The sequence below is a fragment of the Bradyrhizobium sp. CCGUVB14 genome (assembly GCF_024199935.1).
GTDB lineage: Bacteria > Pseudomonadota > Alphaproteobacteria > Rhizobiales > Xanthobacteraceae > Bradyrhizobium.
This window is the reverse complement of record NZ_JANADS010000001.1, coordinates 4,954,401-4,972,494: the sequence shown is the minus strand read 5'-3', so window position 1 is coordinate 4,972,494 and position 18,094 is coordinate 4,954,401. Positions and strand designations below refer to the sequence as shown.

At 62.3% G+C, this 18,094-nt stretch carries 17 protein-coding genes and 1 pseudogene; 11 read left to right on the top strand and 7 right to left on the bottom strand.

Features of this window, described 5'->3' with window-relative positions; all coding sequences use genetic code 11:
- Nucleotides 1-668: 668 nt before the first annotated feature.
- Entirely contained in the window at nt 669-4,436 is a 3,768-nt protein-coding gene (locus NLM32_RS23015) for a vitamin B12-dependent ribonucleotide reductase (RefSeq protein WP_254131158.1), read from the top strand.
- Nucleotides 4,437-5,294: 858 nt separating this feature from the next.
- Here NLM32_RS23015 and NLM32_RS23010 read toward each other — a convergent pair.
- Nucleotides 5,295-5,816, bottom strand: coding sequence for a hypothetical protein (locus tag NLM32_RS23010; protein ID WP_375143567.1), 522 nt, complete (start codon nt 5,814-5,816; stop codon nt 5,295-5,297).
- Between the two features lie 340 nt (nt 5,817-6,156).
- Here NLM32_RS23010 and NLM32_RS23005 point away from each other — a divergent pair, with 340 nt between their 5' ends.
- The 3 genes from NLM32_RS23005 to NLM32_RS22995 all read left to right on the top strand — a co-directional run bounded on the left by NLM32_RS23005 (nt 6,157) and on the right by NLM32_RS22995 (nt 8,718).
- Nucleotides 6,157-6,672, top strand: coding sequence for a ParB N-terminal domain-containing protein (locus NLM32_RS23005; protein ID WP_254131157.1), 516 nt, complete (start codon nt 6,157-6,159; stop codon nt 6,670-6,672).
- A 127-nt stretch (nt 6,673-6,799) separates the two neighbouring features.
- On the top strand, nt 6,800-7,876 hold the full coding sequence (locus NLM32_RS23000; RefSeq protein ID WP_254131156.1) for a hypothetical protein: 1,077 nt from the start codon (nt 6,800-6,802) through the stop codon (nt 7,874-7,876).
- A gap of 47 nt (nt 7,877-7,923) precedes the next feature.
- Entirely contained in the window at nt 7,924-8,718 is a 795-nt protein-coding gene (locus NLM32_RS22995) for a transglycosylase SLT domain-containing protein (protein ID WP_254131155.1), read from the top strand.
- A gap of 170 nt (nt 8,719-8,888) precedes the next feature.
- Here NLM32_RS22995 and NLM32_RS22990 read toward each other — a convergent pair.
- The 6 genes and pseudogenes from NLM32_RS22990 to NLM32_RS22965 all read right to left on the bottom strand — a co-directional run bounded on the left by NLM32_RS22990 (nt 8,889) and on the right by NLM32_RS22965 (nt 13,225).
- Nucleotides 8,889-9,295 (bottom strand): annotated as a pseudogene (locus NLM32_RS22990) (carboxymuconolactone decarboxylase family protein).
- Nucleotides 9,231-9,659, bottom strand: coding sequence for a MerR family transcriptional regulator (locus NLM32_RS22985; RefSeq protein WP_254131154.1), 429 nt, complete (start codon nt 9,657-9,659; stop codon nt 9,231-9,233). Before NLM32_RS22985 ends, NLM32_RS22990 begins: the two are co-directional and overlap by 65 nt.
- A gap of 175 nt (nt 9,660-9,834) precedes the next feature.
- Complete coding sequence (locus NLM32_RS22980; protein ID WP_254131153.1) at nt 9,835-10,344, bottom strand: GDSL-type esterase/lipase family protein; 510 nt, start codon at nt 10,342-10,344, stop codon at nt 9,835-9,837.
- Between the two features lie 225 nt (nt 10,345-10,569).
- Complete coding sequence (locus NLM32_RS22975; RefSeq protein WP_254131152.1) at nt 10,570-11,568, bottom strand: acyl-CoA desaturase; 999 nt, start codon at nt 11,566-11,568, stop codon at nt 10,570-10,572.
- A 262-nt stretch (nt 11,569-11,830) separates the two neighbouring features.
- Nucleotides 11,831-12,112 carry a hypothetical protein gene (locus tag NLM32_RS22970; protein ID WP_254131151.1) on the bottom strand — a complete coding sequence of 94 codons (282 nt, stop codon included), beginning with the start codon at nt 12,110-12,112 and terminating at the stop codon, nt 11,831-11,833.
- A gap of 306 nt (nt 12,113-12,418) precedes the next feature.
- Complete coding sequence (locus NLM32_RS22965; RefSeq protein ID WP_254131150.1) at nt 12,419-13,225, bottom strand: FkbM family methyltransferase; 807 nt, start codon at nt 13,223-13,225, stop codon at nt 12,419-12,421.
- A 381-nt stretch (nt 13,226-13,606) separates the two neighbouring features.
- Here NLM32_RS22965 and NLM32_RS22960 point away from each other — a divergent pair, with 381 nt between their 5' ends.
- From NLM32_RS22960 to NLM32_RS22930, 7 genes are all read left to right on the top strand, one after another.
- A complete protein-coding gene (locus tag NLM32_RS22960) occupies nt 13,607-14,035 on the top strand; it encodes a hypothetical protein (RefSeq protein WP_254131149.1) in 429 nt (142 codons plus the stop codon).
- Between the two features lie 155 nt (nt 14,036-14,190).
- A complete protein-coding gene (locus tag NLM32_RS22955; protein WP_254131148.1) occupies nt 14,191-14,844 on the top strand; it encodes a hypothetical protein in 654 nt (217 codons plus the stop codon).
- A gap of 63 nt (nt 14,845-14,907) precedes the next feature.
- On the top strand, nt 14,908-15,744 hold the full coding sequence (locus tag NLM32_RS22950; protein WP_254131147.1) for a PhzF family phenazine biosynthesis protein: 837 nt from the start codon (nt 14,908-14,910) through the stop codon (nt 15,742-15,744).
- 199 nt (nt 15,745-15,943) lie between these two features.
- Nucleotides 15,944-16,294, top strand: coding sequence for a zinc ribbon domain-containing protein YjdM (locus NLM32_RS22945; RefSeq protein ID WP_254131146.1), 351 nt, complete (start codon nt 15,944-15,946; stop codon nt 16,292-16,294).
- 133 nt (nt 16,295-16,427) lie between these two features.
- Nucleotides 16,428-16,670 carry a hypothetical protein gene (locus NLM32_RS22940; RefSeq protein ID WP_254131145.1) on the top strand — a complete coding sequence of 81 codons (243 nt, stop codon included), beginning with the start codon at nt 16,428-16,430 and terminating at the stop codon, nt 16,668-16,670.
- A gap of 97 nt (nt 16,671-16,767) precedes the next feature.
- On the top strand, nt 16,768-17,055 hold the full coding sequence (locus tag NLM32_RS22935) for a hypothetical protein (protein WP_254131144.1): 288 nt from the start codon (nt 16,768-16,770) through the stop codon (nt 17,053-17,055).
- A gap of 178 nt (nt 17,056-17,233) precedes the next feature.
- Nucleotides 17,234-18,082 (top strand): outer membrane protein, encoded by an 849-nt coding sequence (locus NLM32_RS22930; RefSeq protein WP_254131143.1) that lies wholly within the window; start codon nt 17,234-17,236, stop codon nt 18,080-18,082.
- Nucleotides 18,083-18,094 lie beyond the last annotated feature (12 nt).

The window sequence follows — 18,094 nt, the reverse complement described above, 5'->3', positions numbered from 1 at the left end:
CGTGAGTCCCGCTGACGCAATCCCGTTGCCCAAAAATATACCTGCCCTGTGAACAGCGGGATGAAGGGTCCGTATCGTCACTGGATGCAAATTTTTTCGGTTGGGAATCCCTGAGGACTCACTGATACTTGGCTCAACAACAGGTGATGGCTTGCCCCCTGTTATCCCCCGCAATCCACCATATTTAGTATTTGATTCAGGAACTCGCACTAGTTCTTGACGGGCGCAACGGAGAGTCCTAGCTTTCGGTCCGTTCGGCGCGAGTGAGTTTGCGTCCCGCCGGCACTCCCCCAAAGGGTCTCGCAAATCGCCACTCCGCCAGCCAGCCAAAGGCAGCGGGAAAGGGCTTGTCTGCCCGCGATAAGCGGACTTTTCGGGCGCCAGAACGGGCCGGCAACAGGCTCGGAAGGCATCAGTAGACGTTGTGACGATGTGGGGCGTTTGAACGCATGCCGGGCTCATCCCCTTGGGGGCGGATGTGTCTGGACATGCCGGCGGATGAGAGGTGCATGCACCCGACATCCCCGGGAGAAACTGGGCCGGATCCACCGGCTGAACTGCGGTGCCCAAGGGCCGATCTGGCCTGGGTGGAAACGCGAAACGAAATAGCGACCCGGACGCCTTCAACGAGAGGCGGATCCGGTCAAAGATAAGGACGGGGCAAGACCATGCGGATTGAGCGGCGCCACACCACTTCGGGACAGTCACCTTATGCGGGAATCGAATTCCGCCTGACCACGTCGGAGATCAGGAATCCCGACGGTTCGGTCGTGTTCAAAATGGACGGCGTCGAGGTCCCGACCGAATGGTCGCAGGTCGCCTCCGACGTGCTCGCCCAGAAGTATTTCCGCAAGGCCGGCGTCGCCGCGCGCCTGAAGAAGGTCGAGGAAGAGTCCGTCCCCTCCTTCCTGTGGCGCTCCGTGCCCGACACCGAGGCCCTTGCCGCTTTGCCCGAGAAGGAGCGCTATGTCAGCGAGCTCTCGTCCAAGCAGGTGTTCGATCGTCTCGCCGGCTGCTGGACCTATTGGGGCTGGAAGGGCGGCTACTTCACGTCGGACGAAGACGCCCAGACGTTCTACGACGAGCTCCGCTACATGCTCGCGATGCAGATGGTCGCGCCGAACTCGCCGCAATGGTTCAACACCGGCCTGCACTGGGCCTATGGCATCGACGGCCCCGGCCAGGGCCACTATTACGTCGACCCCTTCACCGGCAAGCTGACCAAGTCCAAGTCGGCCTATGAGCACCCGCAGCCGCACGCCTGCTTCATCCAGGGCGTCGGTGACGACCTCGTCAACGAAGGCGGCATCATGGACCTCTGGGTCCGCGAGGCCCGCCTGTTCAAATACGGCTCCGGCACCGGCTCCAACTTCTCGCGCCTGCGCGGCGAAGGCGAGAAGCTGTCGGGTGGCGGCCGCTCGTCCGGCCTGATGAGCTTCCTCAAGATCGGCGACCGCGCTGCCGGCGCGATCAAGTCGGGCGGCACCACGCGCCGTGCCGCCAAGATGGTCGTCGTCGACGTCGATCACCCCGATATCGAGACCTATATCGACTGGAAGGTGAAGGAGGAGCAGAAGGTTGCCGCTCTCGTCACCGGCTCCAAGATCAACCAGAAGCACCTCAAGCTGGTGCTGAAGGCCTGCGTCAACTGCGAAGGCTCGGGCGACGATTGCTTCGACCCCGAGAAGAACCCTGCCCTGCGCCGGGAAATCAAGCTGGCTCGTCGCTCGCTTGTTCCCGATAACTACATCAAGCGCGTCATCCAATTTGCAAAACAGGGCTACAAGGACATCCAGTTCGACGTCTACGACACCGACTGGGATAGCGAAGCCTACCTCACGGTGTCCGGCCAGAACTCCAACAACTCGGTCTCGCTGAAGGACGACTTCCTGCGCGCTGTCGAAACCGATGGCGACTGGAACCTGAACGCCCGCACCTCCAAGAAGGTGACGAAGACGCTGAAGGCGCGCGACCTCTGGGAGAAGATCGGCTACGCCGCCTGGGCGTCGGCCGACCCGGGCCTGCACTTCAACACCACCATGAACGACTGGCACACCTGCAAGGCGTCCGGCGACATCCGCGCGTCGAACCCGTGCTCGGAATACATGTTCCTGGACGACACGGCCTGTAATCTGGCGTCCGCCAACCTGCTCACCTTCTACAACACCGAGACCAAGCAGTTCGACGTCAGGGGTTATGAGCATCTCTGCCAGCTCTGGACCATCGTGCTCGAAATCTCGGTGATGATGGCGCAGTTCCCGTCGCGCGCGATCGCCGAGCTCTCCTACGAGTTCCGCACGCTCGGCCTCGGCTATGCCAACATCGGCGGCCTGCTGATGACCATGGGCCTCTCTTACGACTCCAAGGAAGGCCGTGCGCTCTGCGGCGCGCTGACCGCCGTGATGACCGGCATCACCTACAAGACCTCGGCCGAAATCGCGGCCGAGCTCGGCACCTTCCCCGGTTACAAGAAGAACGCCGCGCACATGCTGCGCGTCATCCGCAACCACCGTCGCGCCGCGCATGGTGAGGCCTCCGGCTACGAGGCCCTCTCCGTCAACCCGGTGCCGCTCGACCACGCCTCCTGCCCGCAACAGGACATCATCGCGCACGCGAGGGCGGCCTGGGATGCGGCGCTCGAGCTCGGCGAGAAGCACGGCTATCGCAACGCACAGACCACGGTGATCGCGCCGACCGGCACGATCGGCCTGGTGATGGATTGCGACACCACCGGCATCGAACCCGACTTCGCCCTGGTGAAGTTCAAGAAGCTCGCCGGCGGCGGCTACTTCAAGATCATCAACCGCGCGGTGCCCGCCGCGCTGCGCGCGCTCGGCTATCGCGAGAGCGAGATCGCGGAGATCGAAGCCTACGCCGTCGGCCACGGCTCGCTGTCCAACGCGCCCGGCATCAACGCCTCGACGCTGAAGGCCAAGGGCTTTACCGATGAAGCCATCGCCAAGGTCGAAAAGGCGCTTCCGACCGCCTTCGACATCAAGTTCGCCTTCAACAAGTGGACCTTTGGCGAGGATTTCATCCGCGACCAGCTCGGCATTGGCGCTGAAGCCATTGCGGCTCCGGGCTTCGACCTGCTCCAGGCCGTGGGCTTCACCAAGCGCGAGATCGAGGCGGCCAACGTCCACATCTGCGGCGCGATGACGGTGGAAGGTGCGCCGCACCTGAAGGCCGAGCACTACTCGGTGTTCGACTGCGCCAATCCCTGCGGCAAGATCGGCAAGCGCTACCTGTCGGTCGAGAGCCACATCCGCATGATGGCGGCAGCGCAGCCCTTCATCTCGGGTGCGATCTCCAAGACCATCAACATGCCGAACGACGCAACTGTAGAGGACTGCAAGTCCGCCTACATGTTGTCGTGGAAGCTGGCGCTGAAGGCCAACGCGCTCTATCGCGACGGCTCCAAGCTCAGCCAGCCGCTCAACTCGCAGCTCATCAGCGATGATGAGGACGAGGACGATGCGGTCGAGACGCTCTACGAGAAGCCGATGGCGGCACGTGCCACCCAAGTCTCGGAAAAGATCGTCGAGAAGCTGGTCGAGCGCATCATCGTGATGCGCGAGCGCGAGAAGATGCCGGATCGCCGCAAGGGCTACACCCAGAAGGCGGTCGTCGGCGGCCACAAGGTCTATCTCCGGACCGGCGAATATGACGACGGCCGTCTCGGCGAGATCTTCATCGACATGCACAAGGAAGGCGCGGCACTCCGCTCCTTCATCAACAACTTCGCCATCGCCGTGTCGCTCGGTCTGCAATACGGCGTGCCGCTCGACGAATATGTCGACGCCTTCACCTTCACCCGCTTCGAGCCGGCAGGCCCCGTGCAGGGCAACGACAGCATCAAGTACGCGACCTCGATCCTCGACTACGTCTTCCGCGAGCTCGCGGTGAGCTACATGTCGCGCTTCGATCTCGCCCATGTCGATCCGACCGAGTCGAATTTCGACGCGCTCGGCAAGGGCGTGGAGGAAGGCAAGGAGCCGGACGAGACCCATCACGCCACCAAGCTGGTGTCGCGCGGCCTCACCCGCTCCCGCACCGACAATCTCGTGGTGATGCGCGGCGGCTCGGCCGCGGTCGCCTCCGGCAGTGACAACGCGCCCGCCGGCGGCAGCAAGGTCACCGCGCTTGCCGGGCACGGCGCGAGCGCCCGGGTCGGCGATGTCCTGGAAGGCGCGGTCGCGCTGAAGCAGGAAGTGGCGCACGACCTCTCACCCACCGAGAAGCTCGAGGCCCTGCAGTGGAGCAAGGCCGGCAGCGCGGCCACGACCGCAGCCCCCAGCAAGGCCGAGCGCCGCGCGGAAGCCAAGGCCAAGGGCTACGAAGGCGAGATGTGCTCGGAGTGCGGCAACTTCACGCTGGTGCGGAACGGCACCTGCATGAAGTGCGATACTTGCGGCAGCACGACGGGATGTTCGTGAGGGGATAGCTCTTCACGACGATCGTTAGACCCGGGCTTATCCCGGACGAAGGGCGGCCGAGAGGCCGCCCTTCTCTATTTGCGCACGGCGGCGGGAGCGCCGTGTCGCCCGGATGTCGCGTATGCTCCACCCGGGCCATTCGCTCTTCACCGCTCATCGTTCGCCACTGCATTTCGACGCGCTTGTCGTGCAGCTTGCCTCGCCGCCCTTCTCGCAACCCAGCGCGCGCGAAACTGTGTCGCGGCACGAAAGGTCCGCGGTGCGATGACCTGAACTGCCAATGAGGCGATTCCAGCGACCACCCCTTTGACCACGTCGAAAGCGAAATCGGGTCCAAAATACTCCCACATGACCCTGCCTCCTTCTCACGAAGGCTCCGCCGGGCTGGAGTGGGCAGATTGCGAACATAAGAAAGGCCCCGTCCTCACCGGCGGGGCCTCAAGACAACTCCTGCACGCCTTGTTCAGCGCACGCGAAATCTCTCGGTACACCCGCTCATGGTGGACTCGATGATCCAGTTGCAAAGCATGGCCGTGCGATGAAAAACGCCCATAGCGATAACCCAATCGTTGCGGAATGCGGAGGCGCCAAGTGCGCAATACCAAGCGTGCGCACGAGGGGCCGTTTGGCCGCAGATAAACAGACAGGACGGCCGCCGTCTGTGGACCAATTCACAATTGCGGTACGACTTTTTTTGGGCGCTGTGCGATTTGGCCCGACCGCTGCGGCGGCCAGACATTCGCACAGTCGGCCAGCCCGTAGGATGGGTAGAGCACCTGCGAAACCCATCATTCCACGACGAACATTGATGGGTTTCGCTTCGCTCTATCCATCCTACGAGCTACTACCGCTCCCGCATCACGGCATCTCGGACATCGACACGTTGGCCGCGATTCCGCTCAGCTCGCGTACTGGCGCCGCAATCTCCTCATTGGGGGACTCGCCGACCGAGATTTCCGTCATTCTGCGTTTGACCTCTTCACATGTCTTGCGGACGTCCTCCGTGAAGAGCGCGCATTCTTCGATGCGCTTGAATATCTTGCGTCCCTCTGCACGATAGCCTGCGGCCGTTTCGCGCATGAAGGCAATCGCATCATGGACCTGGGCCGTCAGCACCTCGCATTTTTGCGCGGCGTCGATCAACTCGGTGCCCATGGCCTCGATCTCTCTTGCAGCGGATTCATAGTCGCGAATGACCGCCTCTGCACTGAGCGCGCCGACGCGCGTGACGCCCTCGGTGTGCTCGACGTAATCAGGCAGAGCAACTGAAGCGATCGAGCTTCCGTGGCGGATCGATGAAATGTCCGCCTCGAGTTGAACCAGGTTCACTCCTTCGTGCCTGCGCAATTGTCCGACACTTGCCATGATCGACCCTCCCAATACGCACCCCGCACCCCAAACGACACTCAGTGTATGACGTGGATAAGTGGCATTACTAATCCAATCTGTCGTTGACAGTCTCAACTTTGCCATTTTTCTCCGCCTGCCAACGCGGCACGCGGGGATGATGGGTGTCACAAGCGTTCAACCACCCGTATTTGCGGTTCGCGAAGATGATGGGAATTGCGGTGACAGCCCGTAGGATGGGTAGAGCACTTGCGAAACCCATCATTCCACGACGGACATTGATGGGTTTCGCTTCGCTCTACCCATCCTACGAGCTAAACTCCGAACCTACCGGCATGGGTTCCGATGGGCCCGGTAGAAGCGGAGTCGAGTTATGCCCAAACCGGAAAGCTTCCCGATCGAGAAGATCTTCGTTCCCACGAAGCAGAAGAAGACAATCAAGCCCGAGAGCGTCGCGGAGATCGCGGAAAGCATTCTGGACATCGGACAACAGGCCCCCATTTCCGTTCGGCTCGACGGAGACCGCCTCGTTCTGGTCGAGGGACTGCATCGGCTCGAAGCCTGCAAGGCGCTCGGCGAGACAACCATTCTCGGTGTCCTGGTCCCGGCCGACCTTGCTCAACACAAGGCCCTGCTGTCCGACGGACCCGAAGTGGAGGCGGAGCGCCTCAAGATGGCGCGATTGAAACAATTGCGCCTCGAGAGGGAAGCCGCAGAGGCATCGACGGCTGCCGCGAAGCGCGTCAACGCAACGGAAGCGCCGCGCACCCGTTCGACGCAAGGCGCCCGCGACAATCCGAAGGCATCACCGGGCCGGACTGCGAAATCACCACCGAAATCATTGTCGGCCTGGATCACGCAGCAAAAGGGCAGCGGCGGCCGCTATTGATTGCCGGCTACCAATTCCGGTGACAGTGCACCGAGCCCGCCACAATTTCTCCTTCGCACGCGCGTTGTGTTGGACAACGGTGAGGCCTATCCTTCCTGCGATCGGACTGCCGTTAGCGCCCGACTGGATGGAGCGTGCATCGGTGCCTGAAGCAGACGACCCCAAACCCGATCCCCAAAAGCCTGAGGCCCCCAAGCCGAACGAGGGGCGCGCCGATGGCGGGCTGGCGCGGGCCCTTGACCAGATCAAGAGCGCAGAGGAAGACCTTGCGCGGCTGGACCGGCTGGTTTCCGGAATGGAACGCGGCGGCGAAAGCTCGCGGGCCTCGCAAGCAAGCGGCGGTGCGAAGGCGGCCAAGACTCTCGAGAACAAGCCTCCCGAGGACAAGACTCGCAGGGACATCGTGCCGGCACCGGCTAGCACGGTCCGCAATCAAGGCCTGAGGGGAGATCGGCCCATGCTGCGTGCTTTGGTTATCCTCGTGCTCGCGATCGGCCTTCTCGGTGCCGCCTTCGCTTCGCAATATCGCGATGAGGCCAAATCGTTCAGCAAGTCGATCATGGCGCGATGGGCGCCGCCCGCCGCCGGTCAACCGCCACGCGCGTCCGCGGTCGAAAGTCCGGCGCAACCGCCGGCCGTGCAACTGGCTGCCGCGGATGGGCCAACGCCCGTGCCGGCGCCGCCGCCCGGCAAGGAACCGGAAATCGCTCCAAAAGCTGACGCTTCAAGACCTGACGCCGCAAAAGCTGACGCGCCAAAAACGGACGCGCCAAGAACCGGCGCCCAGGCACCCGACACATCATCTTCCGATCTTGCGCAATCGCTCAAGACCATCACCAGCGAGCTTGCGAGCATCAACGGAAAGCTCGAGCAACTGAAAAGCCGCAGCGAGCAGACGCTGCGCGAGCAGGCCGACACCATTCAGCAGCTCAAGGCGGCGCAGGAGAAGGATGCGGCGGACAATGCGCGCCTCGCCGCGCAGGTCCAGGCGCTGCAAACGCAACTGACGGCTGCACCCGCGTCTGCTCCCGCATCTGCATCCGCGAAACCCGTCGTGCGGAGCGTGGTGAGCAACGACACGGCTGCACCGGCACGGCCGCACGTGCAGGCGGCCGCACCACCCCGCCGGCCCAAGCCTCCGTCGCGAGGACACTGGATGCCCCCGCCCTATATGATGGATCCTTACGGCGATGCGGATTGGTGAGCTCGCGTTCACGGCCATCAGCCCTGGTGCTATGCTACACACGCCCCATGCCAAGCAAAAGCAAGCGCCTCCTCCCTCGCCTCAGCGTCCGGCGGGGTACCCGGTGGGTGCGAAAGACGTTCGCGCGAGCGCCGCGAATGGTTCGGATCGCAAGCACGGCAGCGATCCTGCTTGCGGCCGCAGCGCTCCTGAACCTCGCCTATCACGTCATCCGCAAGCCGACAGAGCTGTTCGTCCTCATCGGCAATTCCCTCGACAAGGAGCCGGCCGAAAACTGGCGCCAATACGGCCCGCTGTTTCGCACCTACTCCACCGCGACGATCACGCCCGAATTGCTGGCGGCCCTTGCGCAGGTCGAGAGTTCGGGCAATCCGGTGGCGCGCACCTATTGGCGCTGGCGATGGAGCATCAATCCGCTCGCGATCTACCGGCCCGCCTCCTCCGCCGTCGGCCTCTACCAGATGACCGATCCGGCGCTGAGCGACGCCGCGCGGTTCTGTGTGCGCGGCAATTTGGTGACTGACAACGGCTGCGGTTCGACCTTCCTCTACACCCGCGCGATCCCGAGCCACGCGATCGAGCTCGCCTCGGTGTATCTGGATCGCCAGGTGGCTGACGTCCTCGCCCGCGCCGGCGATGTGAAGGCCACGGCGCAGCAAAAACAGGACCTCGCCGCCTTCATCCATCTTTGCGGCGGAGGTCCCGCCACGGCCTATGCGCGCCGCCACTTTCAGATGATCGCCACTGAGCGCTGCGGCGATCATCTCGTCGCAAGCTATGTCGCGAAGGTCAACGCGATGAAGCGGCAGTTTCAGCGGCTTGCGGCGGATGACGACAATTGACGCGCAGGATGGGTAGAGCTCTTGCGAAACCCATCATTCCACGACGGCACTTGATGGGTTTCGCTTTCGCTCTACCCATCCTACGGACAGCCTCCGCGGATACAAAGGTGCGCTGTGCTTATCCACCCTGCACGCCCGCCTACCTCGCCACGCCTACCACCATCGTCCTGTTACCCGTTCTGGCCCGGACGCCGAGCAGCAAAGACCTCCTTGGCGGCGAACAGGCCGTTGAGCGCTGCAGGAAAGCCCGCATAGCCATCTGCATGATGACCTCGGTGATTTCGTCCTTGGTCAGCCCGACATTCAGCCCCGCCGCGATATGGACTTTCAGTTGAGGTGTCGCGGTACCCATCGCCGTCAGCGCTGCTATGGTTGCGACTTCGCGGGCGCGCAGGTCGAGGCCGGGGCGGCAATAAATGTTGCCAAACGGAAACTCGAAAATATAGTTTGCGAAATCGGGAGCGATATCCGCCAGCGCAGCAATGACGTTGTGGCCAGCTTCGCCGTCGATGTCAGCGAGCGCCCGCTTGCCGCGTTCCAGCCGGCTTTCGCCGACGCTCGGGGATTGATGCTTCATATTCTCTCATCCTCTTGTCCTCGCCGGTGTATCCGGCGATTTTGGTGTCGAGGACGAAAAGGCAGGCTTGCAGATCGACCACTTGGGCGCGAACTTTTTCGCGATGCTGTTCGAGCAAGGCGCAGCGTTCCGCTTCCGTGCCGACGCCACGCTCCCGCAAGGCTGCATAATGCAGCATGTCCCGAATAGGCATTCCGGTTGTCTTGAGACGGCCGAGAAATTCTATCCAGGTCAGGATCGATGCGTCGTACTCGCGTTGGCCCGATTGGTCCCGCTCAGCGTGGGGAAGCAACCCGATCCGCTCATAGTATCGGATGGTGTGGGTCGACAGTCCCGAACGTTTTGCCAGTCCACCAATCTTCATGAACGCCCTTCTTTCGTCACGACGCACGGGAAGCTACCCGTTAGAGCGCACTCTAAGTCAATAGGGAAAAATGCGCCGGTCGCGAGGCACCAGCTCCAATGTCCTAGGATGGGTAGAGCACGTGCGAAACCCATCAATCACGGCGGCGCTTGATGGGTTTCGCTTTTGCTGTCGGCTACCTCGCCACGCCGACCACCGCCGCCGCCATCTTCCTGTTGCCCTCGACGCTGAGATGACGGCCGTCGGGACCGACGCTGCCCGGCTGCCGCCAGACCGACATGTAGGTTCCCCAGACGTCGACGACGCGGATGCCGCGGGCCTTCAACTGGCTCTTGATGGCCGCGATGTTCTCCATGGCTTTGACCGGGCTCATATTGTGCCTGACGTCATTGGCGGGGTTGTCGCAGAGGATGACGAGCTTGGTCCCTGCCGGAACGGCGCTCGGCGTACGGGCAAGCGTCTGATCGGTGGTCTCGCCCCACACGCCGGCATTGACGACATGAACCTGAGATCCCTTGGCGCGCAGCAAGCCTTCCAGCACGGCCGGCCACATCTCGGATTCGGAGACGTTGCCGTGGACCGCGCTGTGGCCGAGCGCCACGATCTGCGCGGACGCAGGATTGACCGAGGCAACGACGATGGCCGCAACGGCAAGGAAGAACATTCGGAAACTCGAACGATTCATGGCGCCCTCCAATGATTTTTCAAAATAGCGTCGATCGGGGCCGAATGAATGCCCCGACGAGATCAGCAACCCATGTTCGCCAGTCCGCGCGCGTTTGGCAACTCTCCATTCCGGAGAACCGCGGCCCGTAGGATGGGTAGAGCTCTTGCGAAACCCATCATTCCGCGACGACTGTTGATGGGTTTCGCTTCGCTCTACCCATCCTACGGCTTCTACGCGTGCCGATCAGACCGTCGCCTCCGTATCCGGCACGGACCCCTTCCCGCCGTCCGAGGCTCGCTGCCGGCTTCCGGCCATGAAGATGTCGTGCACCAGACCGAGCTTCCCGAGTCCCAAAATGATCAGGCCGTTGATGTCGATCTCGTACCAGGCGTGCGAGAGATAGGCATCGCGCGGAAAGCGATGATGGTTGTTGTGCAGACCTTCGCCGAAGGTGAGGATCGTCGTCACCAGCTCGTTGGTGGTGCCGTCGTTGAGCTCATAGCGGCGATAGCCCCAGCGGCCATCGCTATGGCAGACCGAGTTGACCAGCGACGTCGCCATGGTCATGAGGTAGCTGCGGAACAGGCCGGAGAACAGCACGCAGCCGATCATCGTGTGCACGCCGCCGAAGGCATAGCCGATGCCGCCGGGAATGATCAGCGCCGACAGCGCGTACCAGTACCAGCGCGTCCTGGTGAAGAACATCGCGATCGGGTCGGCCAGGATATCGCGGGCATAGTATTCGGCATCGGTGGTGGCGCGGTCCCACACCCAATTGCCTTGCGCGTGCCCCATCCCCTTGGCGAAGGAGGCGATGCGATAACCGTCGCCGTCATAATAGGGGCTGTGGACGTCGCCGGGCTTGTCGGAGTGAAGGTGGTGCCGCCGGTGGTTGCTCACCCATTTGAGGATCGAGCCCTGCACCGCCATCGTGGCGATCGCGGCGAGGATCGCCCGCATCACCGGACCCGCCCGATAACTTCGATGCACGAAGTAGCGGTGCATGAAACCGATCCCCATCGTGGTCAGCATGAACATGCCGGCGAAGACCGAAATCTCCACCCGGCCGATCCCATACGTGAAGGCCCAGATCAGCGCGCCGATCGAGCCTCCGATCATCAGGGCGAACGAGATGTAGGAATCGCGAAATTTCGCGTCGACCACCGGGCCATCGACCAGCACGCCGGGCGGCATTTTCGGGGCCGCGGATTGCTCCGATGCCACGCGCTCAATTACGGTCATTCCAGCCGATCCATTCCTAGAAAATCGTCGCTTTCGCAACGCAAGGTATAGACGGGGGGAATGTCAGGCAAGGCCGGGGGAGCGCGGAGCCGGAACCCGAATCGGACGTGGTTAGCAGGTGTGGCCGGGATGGCGCGTCAGCGTCGATGCCGTTGGGTGGGCAAAGGCGCAAAGCGCCGTCCCCACGATCTCATTGATGCGGATAGAACAGGTGGGCACGCTCCGCTTTGCCCACCCTACGAGAGCCAAGAATTGCTGCGCACTACCACCAATACGGCCAGCGCCATCCCTCGTAACGAACATATGACGGCACGATCGGCGGGCCATAGGGATCGACGCGGTCGTCTTCGGGTCGATAACGATAGCGCGGAACGACATTGTAATCCCACGGCGTTGGCCGCAGCACGGGCGCCGTGACGATGAGCCTCTCTTGCGGTGCGCGAACGACGACGGCCTTCCGCGTCTTGGCCTCAGCACCTGACATTCCGAGGCTGCACAGCACCACGGCCGTTCCGAGCGCACACGCGACAGTCTTGATCTTCATGCGTTGGTCTCCTTGCCCGGCAAGAGTGCAAAAGGACGCAAAGCAAGGCAAGCGAATTTCGATCACGACTTGGTAGCGGCGCAGCCCGTAGGATGGGTAGAGCGTCAGCGAAACCCATCATTCCACGACGACACTTGATGGGTTTCGCTCCGCTCTACCCATCCTACGCGGCGACGACGCCGTAGGGTGGGCAAAGGCGCACTTGCGCCATGCCCACCACCTCTCTCCGTCACAAAAAGTCCGTGGGCACGCTTTCGCTTTGCCCACCCTACGAGACATTTGCTTCCGTGAGGCCGCGCGCCCCGCCTACCCCGCCCGTTGCGGCGCGTTGATGTCCTTCAGGCTCGCGTCGCCCTGATGGACTGCGAGAATGTTGATGCCGAGCCCGAACGGCTTGTAGCCGTTGTCGGCGAGCCATCGCTCGAGTTGCGGGATGTCCGTCTTGATCTTCTCGATCAGCAGCACGGGGTGATATTTGTTGATGGTCTCCCGGGCGCCGCTCAGCGCCTCCATCTCCATGCCCTCGATATCGATCTTGATGAAATCGACGCGCGGCAGATTGAGCTCGTCCAGCGTCATCTTCCGGACCAGAACGGTGTTGTCGGTATAGTTGATCTGCTGGCCGATGAACTCATTGTTCGGACGCTCCTGCAATTCCAGGCTGCCGAAGCTGGACGGCGTAAAATAGTCCGGATTCGGGATTTGCAGCGTACCGGCTTCGGACGATACGGCCGCGTGCACGGCCAGCGCATTGAAGCAATTGTTGATGGCGATGTTGCCGGCGAGCGCATAGTAGATCCGCTCCTGCGCCTCGATCGCGATCACCGAGCCCCAGCCGGTCATTGCGGACGCCCATTCGATCGTGTGCACGCCGATATTGGCGCCGCAGTCGATCGCGATCACGCCGTCGCCGTGGTGCTTGCGCCGCAAGGCCAGCAGCTCGAGCGCGACCTTGACTTCGCCGGGATCGAAGGCGGCGCCCTCGAGGAGCTGAAACCCGACACCGTAGCCGCGGTCAGGGGCGACCATGCGATAGTCGAATCGATTGACGATCATCGTCCCATGGCTGGTCGAAGCCATGACAAAGGCCAGCTTTTGCCCCGCGATCGGCATTGCAGAATCTCCCCCAATGATTCGATGCCACTCTATCCCAATACCTGCTTGTGCGAAGCTTGCCCCGACATTGGACACGAACGCAGCTACCCGTTCACCGCGGCATCCCCGCAGAATTACGCAGCGCAACAACCGCGTGGCCGACGTCCATTTTCGAATGATCGCGCAACCGTGAAGACCAATTCAAACGGCGTTGTGAACCGATCGGGCCCCTCACACGCCACAGATGCAGGTGGACATATTGCTTCTCCAGGGCGTTCCGCCCCGAGATTGCAGAAGCAACATTGCAGACATTGGTAGCCCAACAGCGGGCGTCCATCCGAGCTGGCTGATTATTTAGAGCGTTTGCAGTCAAAGTCATTTGCTCATGGAGGGATCACCATGCGTGCGAAAATGCTTGCTGCTTTTGTATTTTTAGTTGTTTGCGCGTCCGGCACCGCGGCCCACGCCGGGCCTCCTCCCCGAACGTTTCTGGTCGTCCTGGAAGAAATGGCCGCACGGTGGTTCGGGCGTGCGGCTACAGAGCTGAAGCTCTCACCGACTGTGCAGAGGCTGGAGACCGCGCCGTTGACGCGGCCGCTAGGCAATTATCACAATCCATACGAAACGCAGAACTTCCGCCAACCGGATGAGTTCGTCCGGCAACTTGCCATTCCCAAGCAAGATCTCACTCTTGCTGCGCCAGCCCAGGATTCCACTGCCTCGGCCGACAAAACCAGCAAGGCCGGGCCCCTGATTGGTGGTTCCATTACAGGTACCGGGACCTACTGCCTGTTGTCGGGCACCTGCCCCGGACAACGCGGAAAATGAAAATTGAGACAAGCCTAAGACTTCGGGCGCAGGCTCAAACCGCCGACGATTGTCCGCATCGTCGGCAGTTTTGAAGGCGCCAGACCGCGGTCAGCCCCGAATTCTTGTGCTCAAATACGCTCCGCATCCCTGTTCTTGCTGCGGGAAATCTTGAAATGGCGGGCTGGGGCTGGCACCTCGTTTTCGTGATCGTCGCGACCGTCGCGGTATTTTACGTGGCAGGCCGCTTGAGAAAGCAGCACGCCGGCGAGCTCTATTTGATCTGGTACATCAACTCGTTTTTCTTTTTGCTTTTCTTTGCATTGGAAATCGTCGCGGCAAAGAACAGCGCCCACCTTGCAGCGGTTTGTAAACCCTACGAAGCGACATGCGCAGCGATTGTCGATTACCTCACGAACGCCAGGGACGAGGTGATTTTCATCGGCGCCATCGTCGGCGTCTTTGTCGGTCCCCAATTGCTGACATATGTACTTGCCGGGATATCCGGGGCCGCGATCGCCCCGAAGTTCGTCTGGCAAATCGAGCAATTCGTCGTCTGGAGTTTGATCAAGTTCATTGCCGCTCTAGCGGGCATTCGCAGCGCGACGCCGTTTGCCAAGCTTGTCACTCACCAGCCCGTCGAAATTGCCGACTTTATTCCCGGTCTCATTTTCATCGCTGCCGCATTTGGTTGGGCAGGTCTGCATTTCGACTTGCATGCGCAGCGAGACGCGCTATCTCGTCAGCTCACCGGGCAGAAGCCCAGTTGGCCTGTTCGGCAAGCCGTCAGGATTCACGACTACTTTACGCGGAACGCCCGCCAACAATAGCCTCGCCTTCGCGCATCACATCGCCAATGGCCGCCGGGCCTGGCGGCCAACAGGATCCCCCTTATGACCGATGTCCTCCGTATCGCGGCCTTCTCCGACGGCAACACCGGCGGCAATCCCGCCGGCGTCTGGATCGGCGAGGTGTTGCCGGATGCAGCGGCGATGCAGGCAATCGCAGCCGAGGTCGGCTTTTCGGAGACGGCCTTTGCCGCACCCGAGGGCGAGGCCTGGCGCGTGCGATACTTTTCGCCGGCGATGGAGGTGCCGTTCTGCGGCCATGCCACCATCGCGCTCGGTGCGGCGCTCGCGCATCGCTACGGCGATCGCAGCTTTGGGCTGCATCTGAACGATGCCGACATTTCCGTCTCGGGGCAGCGCGACGGCACCACCATCGCAGCCGCGCTGCAGTCGCCGCCGACACGCAGCACGCCGCTCGATGCGTCGCTGCGGGATGCGTTGCTGGATCTGTTCGGTTACGCCAGCGGCGATCTCGACCCGAAACTGCCCCCCGCGAAAATTCACGGCGGCGCCGATCATGCCCTGCTGGCGTTGCGATCGCGCGAGGCGCTCGCGCGCATGAATTATGAGTTCGAACGGGGCCGCGCGCTGATGGAGCAAGCGGGCCTGGTCACCATCGCCCTGGTGACGGTGGAAACGCCGCGGCTGTTTCATGTTCGCAATGTCTTTGCCGCCGGCGGCGTGGTCGAGGATCCCGCGACGGGTGCGGCTGCCGCAGCGTTCGCAGGTTATCTGCGCGACATCGGCTGGCCGCACGGCGGCGCCATCGACATCGTCCAGGGCGAAGACATGGGCGCGCGCTCGCTGATCCGCGCGGAGATCGGCGCGGCCAAGGGCAGCTCGATCCGGGTGTCGGGCACGGCGCGGTTCATGGAGGGGTAGTGCGTCGGGGCGCAGCCCTCAACCATCGCAGTTGCCCACCCTGCCATGATGCACCTGTTTTGCCCGACGGGTCAAATGTTATTCCGATTCGCCGAAATTCAAAACCCGCGAGCATTTCTACTGTGCATGGGGTTGTTTTCGTGAAAATTGATCTGCATCAAGACCGCCGAGGCGTTTCCCTTCCAGGATCGAGACCAGCATGAATGATTCCACACATTGTCCCGCCTGCCAGTCGGAGCACGCCTATCAGGATCGCGATCTCTGGATCTGCCCGGAGTGCGGTCATGAATGGAGCGCCGCGGCGGGTGCGGAAGCGGCTGCACCTGATGAAGGCGGCGTGCGCGACGCCCATGGCAATGCGCTCAGCGATGGCGACAGCGTCATCGTGATGAAGGACCTCAAGGTCAAGGGCTCGTCTTCGGTCGTCAAGGGCGGCACCAAGGTCCGCAACATCCGTCTCCAGGACGCCACCGACGGCCACAACATCGCCTGCAAGATCGACGGCATCGGCGCCATGAACCTGAAGTCGGAGTTCGTAAAGAAGGCCTAACCCGCCCCACCGCTCGGCAACGCGTCATACCCCTGCGCGCTGAACGCACACCGCGATAGGCGAACCCACCCGATGCAGCTAGGATGACACGCAAGGGCACGCAGCCCGGCTGCATCATGAGGGGGTTCCGTCCATGTCGAAGAAGCCGTCACTCGACCACGACTATCATCCGAAAAAGGATCGGCTCGAGATCACGATCAAGCACTACGCCCTGGACAAGAAGTCCGATCGCGAGGGGCTGATCAAGCACATCCTGCACCGGCTCGAGAAGTCACCGGCGCTGGCGAAGGCGACCGTCAAAAAAGCAAAGAAGAAGCCCGGCAAGCTGCCGAAATCCCCGGTCAAGGGATCGCGGCTGGTCCAGGTCGGCGATTAGAGTAGCTTCGCACGCGCGGCCTTGTGAGGCGCTTCACAAGCGCCGCACCTCCCCTGTGGTAACTTGCCGCATACTTTACAACCATAGGGAGGTCGTCATGTATTTCCGTCGGTTCATCCTGGCCGCGTCGCTCGTCGTGGCCCCGATCGCATTCGTCGGCAGCGCACCGGCGAACGCCGCACAGACCTGTCGCTGCACCGACATCGTCTTCCCGAGCGGCGCTTGCTCCCGCTATGGCAACTGCACCACGCTCGAAATGGTCGTCCCCGGCGGCGAGCCCAAGCCGATCCGCAGCCTGAAGGCATGCCCGGCGAAATCCCAACTGCTGGTCTGCGATTTCAACAGCTGCACCGTCACCTGCAGCCCACCGGCGAAGAGCGGCTAGTCGCGGCGCCCTCTATCTCTCCCGTGACGCGAGATGGAATTCGCACAGCACCGGCGCGCGCCCTACAGCCGCGCCGGCGAATGCCGTTTCCTTGCCGGTGTGTCAAATTCACTACATTCGGCCGAGACAACCTGAGGTATTTTCGCAGGTGTTTTGATCCGGAAGTTGGAATTGCCTCATGAAAAGACTGACGCTCGCCGCTGGCCTGACGATCATTGGACTGACCGGCGCCCAGGCGGCCGATCTGGCTGCCCGGCCCTATGTCAAGGCTCCGCCGATCGCTGCGGTCTACGACTGGACCGGATTCTATGTCGGCGGCAATGTCGGTTATGGCTGGGGTGAAAATACCGACCCCCGTCTCAGCCTCGTCAATCCCGGCAACGCAGGAAACATCACGACGTTTCTGACCACCGGCTTTCCGGGCTTCGTCAGCGGAAATCAATTCCCGAACCTCAACCCGAATGGCGTGTTTGGCGGGCTTCAGTTCGGTTACGACAAGCAGTTCGGCCAATGGGTGGTCGGCGCCGTCACGGACATTCAAGCCGCGGATTTTCGCGCCAGTCGCCTGGTGACAACTTCGGCGGTGACCACGGCCGCGAACGTCGACGAAAGCCTGTCGGCCAAGATCAACTGGTTCGGCACGTTGCGCGGGAAGGTCGGCTACGCCGCCAATGATTGGCTGTTCTACGGCACCGGCGGCCTTGCCTACGGCCGGACGGAAAGCAGCATTGGATTTGCGTGTACCCCGGGCGGCGTTGCTTGCGCCGGCATCAATTTCGTCGGGAGCGCTACCGAGACCCGCGTGGGCTGGAGCGCCGGTGCGGGCGTCTCGAAAGCCTTCGGAAACTGGAACGTCGGGCTCGAGTACCTTCATGTCGATCTCGGGCGCTCGTCGGTCACGGCTGTTGACACGACCGGCCTCGCGCCCACGACGACAATCACGCAAGGCCAGCGCTTTGTCGTCGACACGGCACGTCTGACGCTCAACTACAAGTTCGGCAGCACGCCGCTCGTCGCCAAATACTGAGCCGGCTGCGTC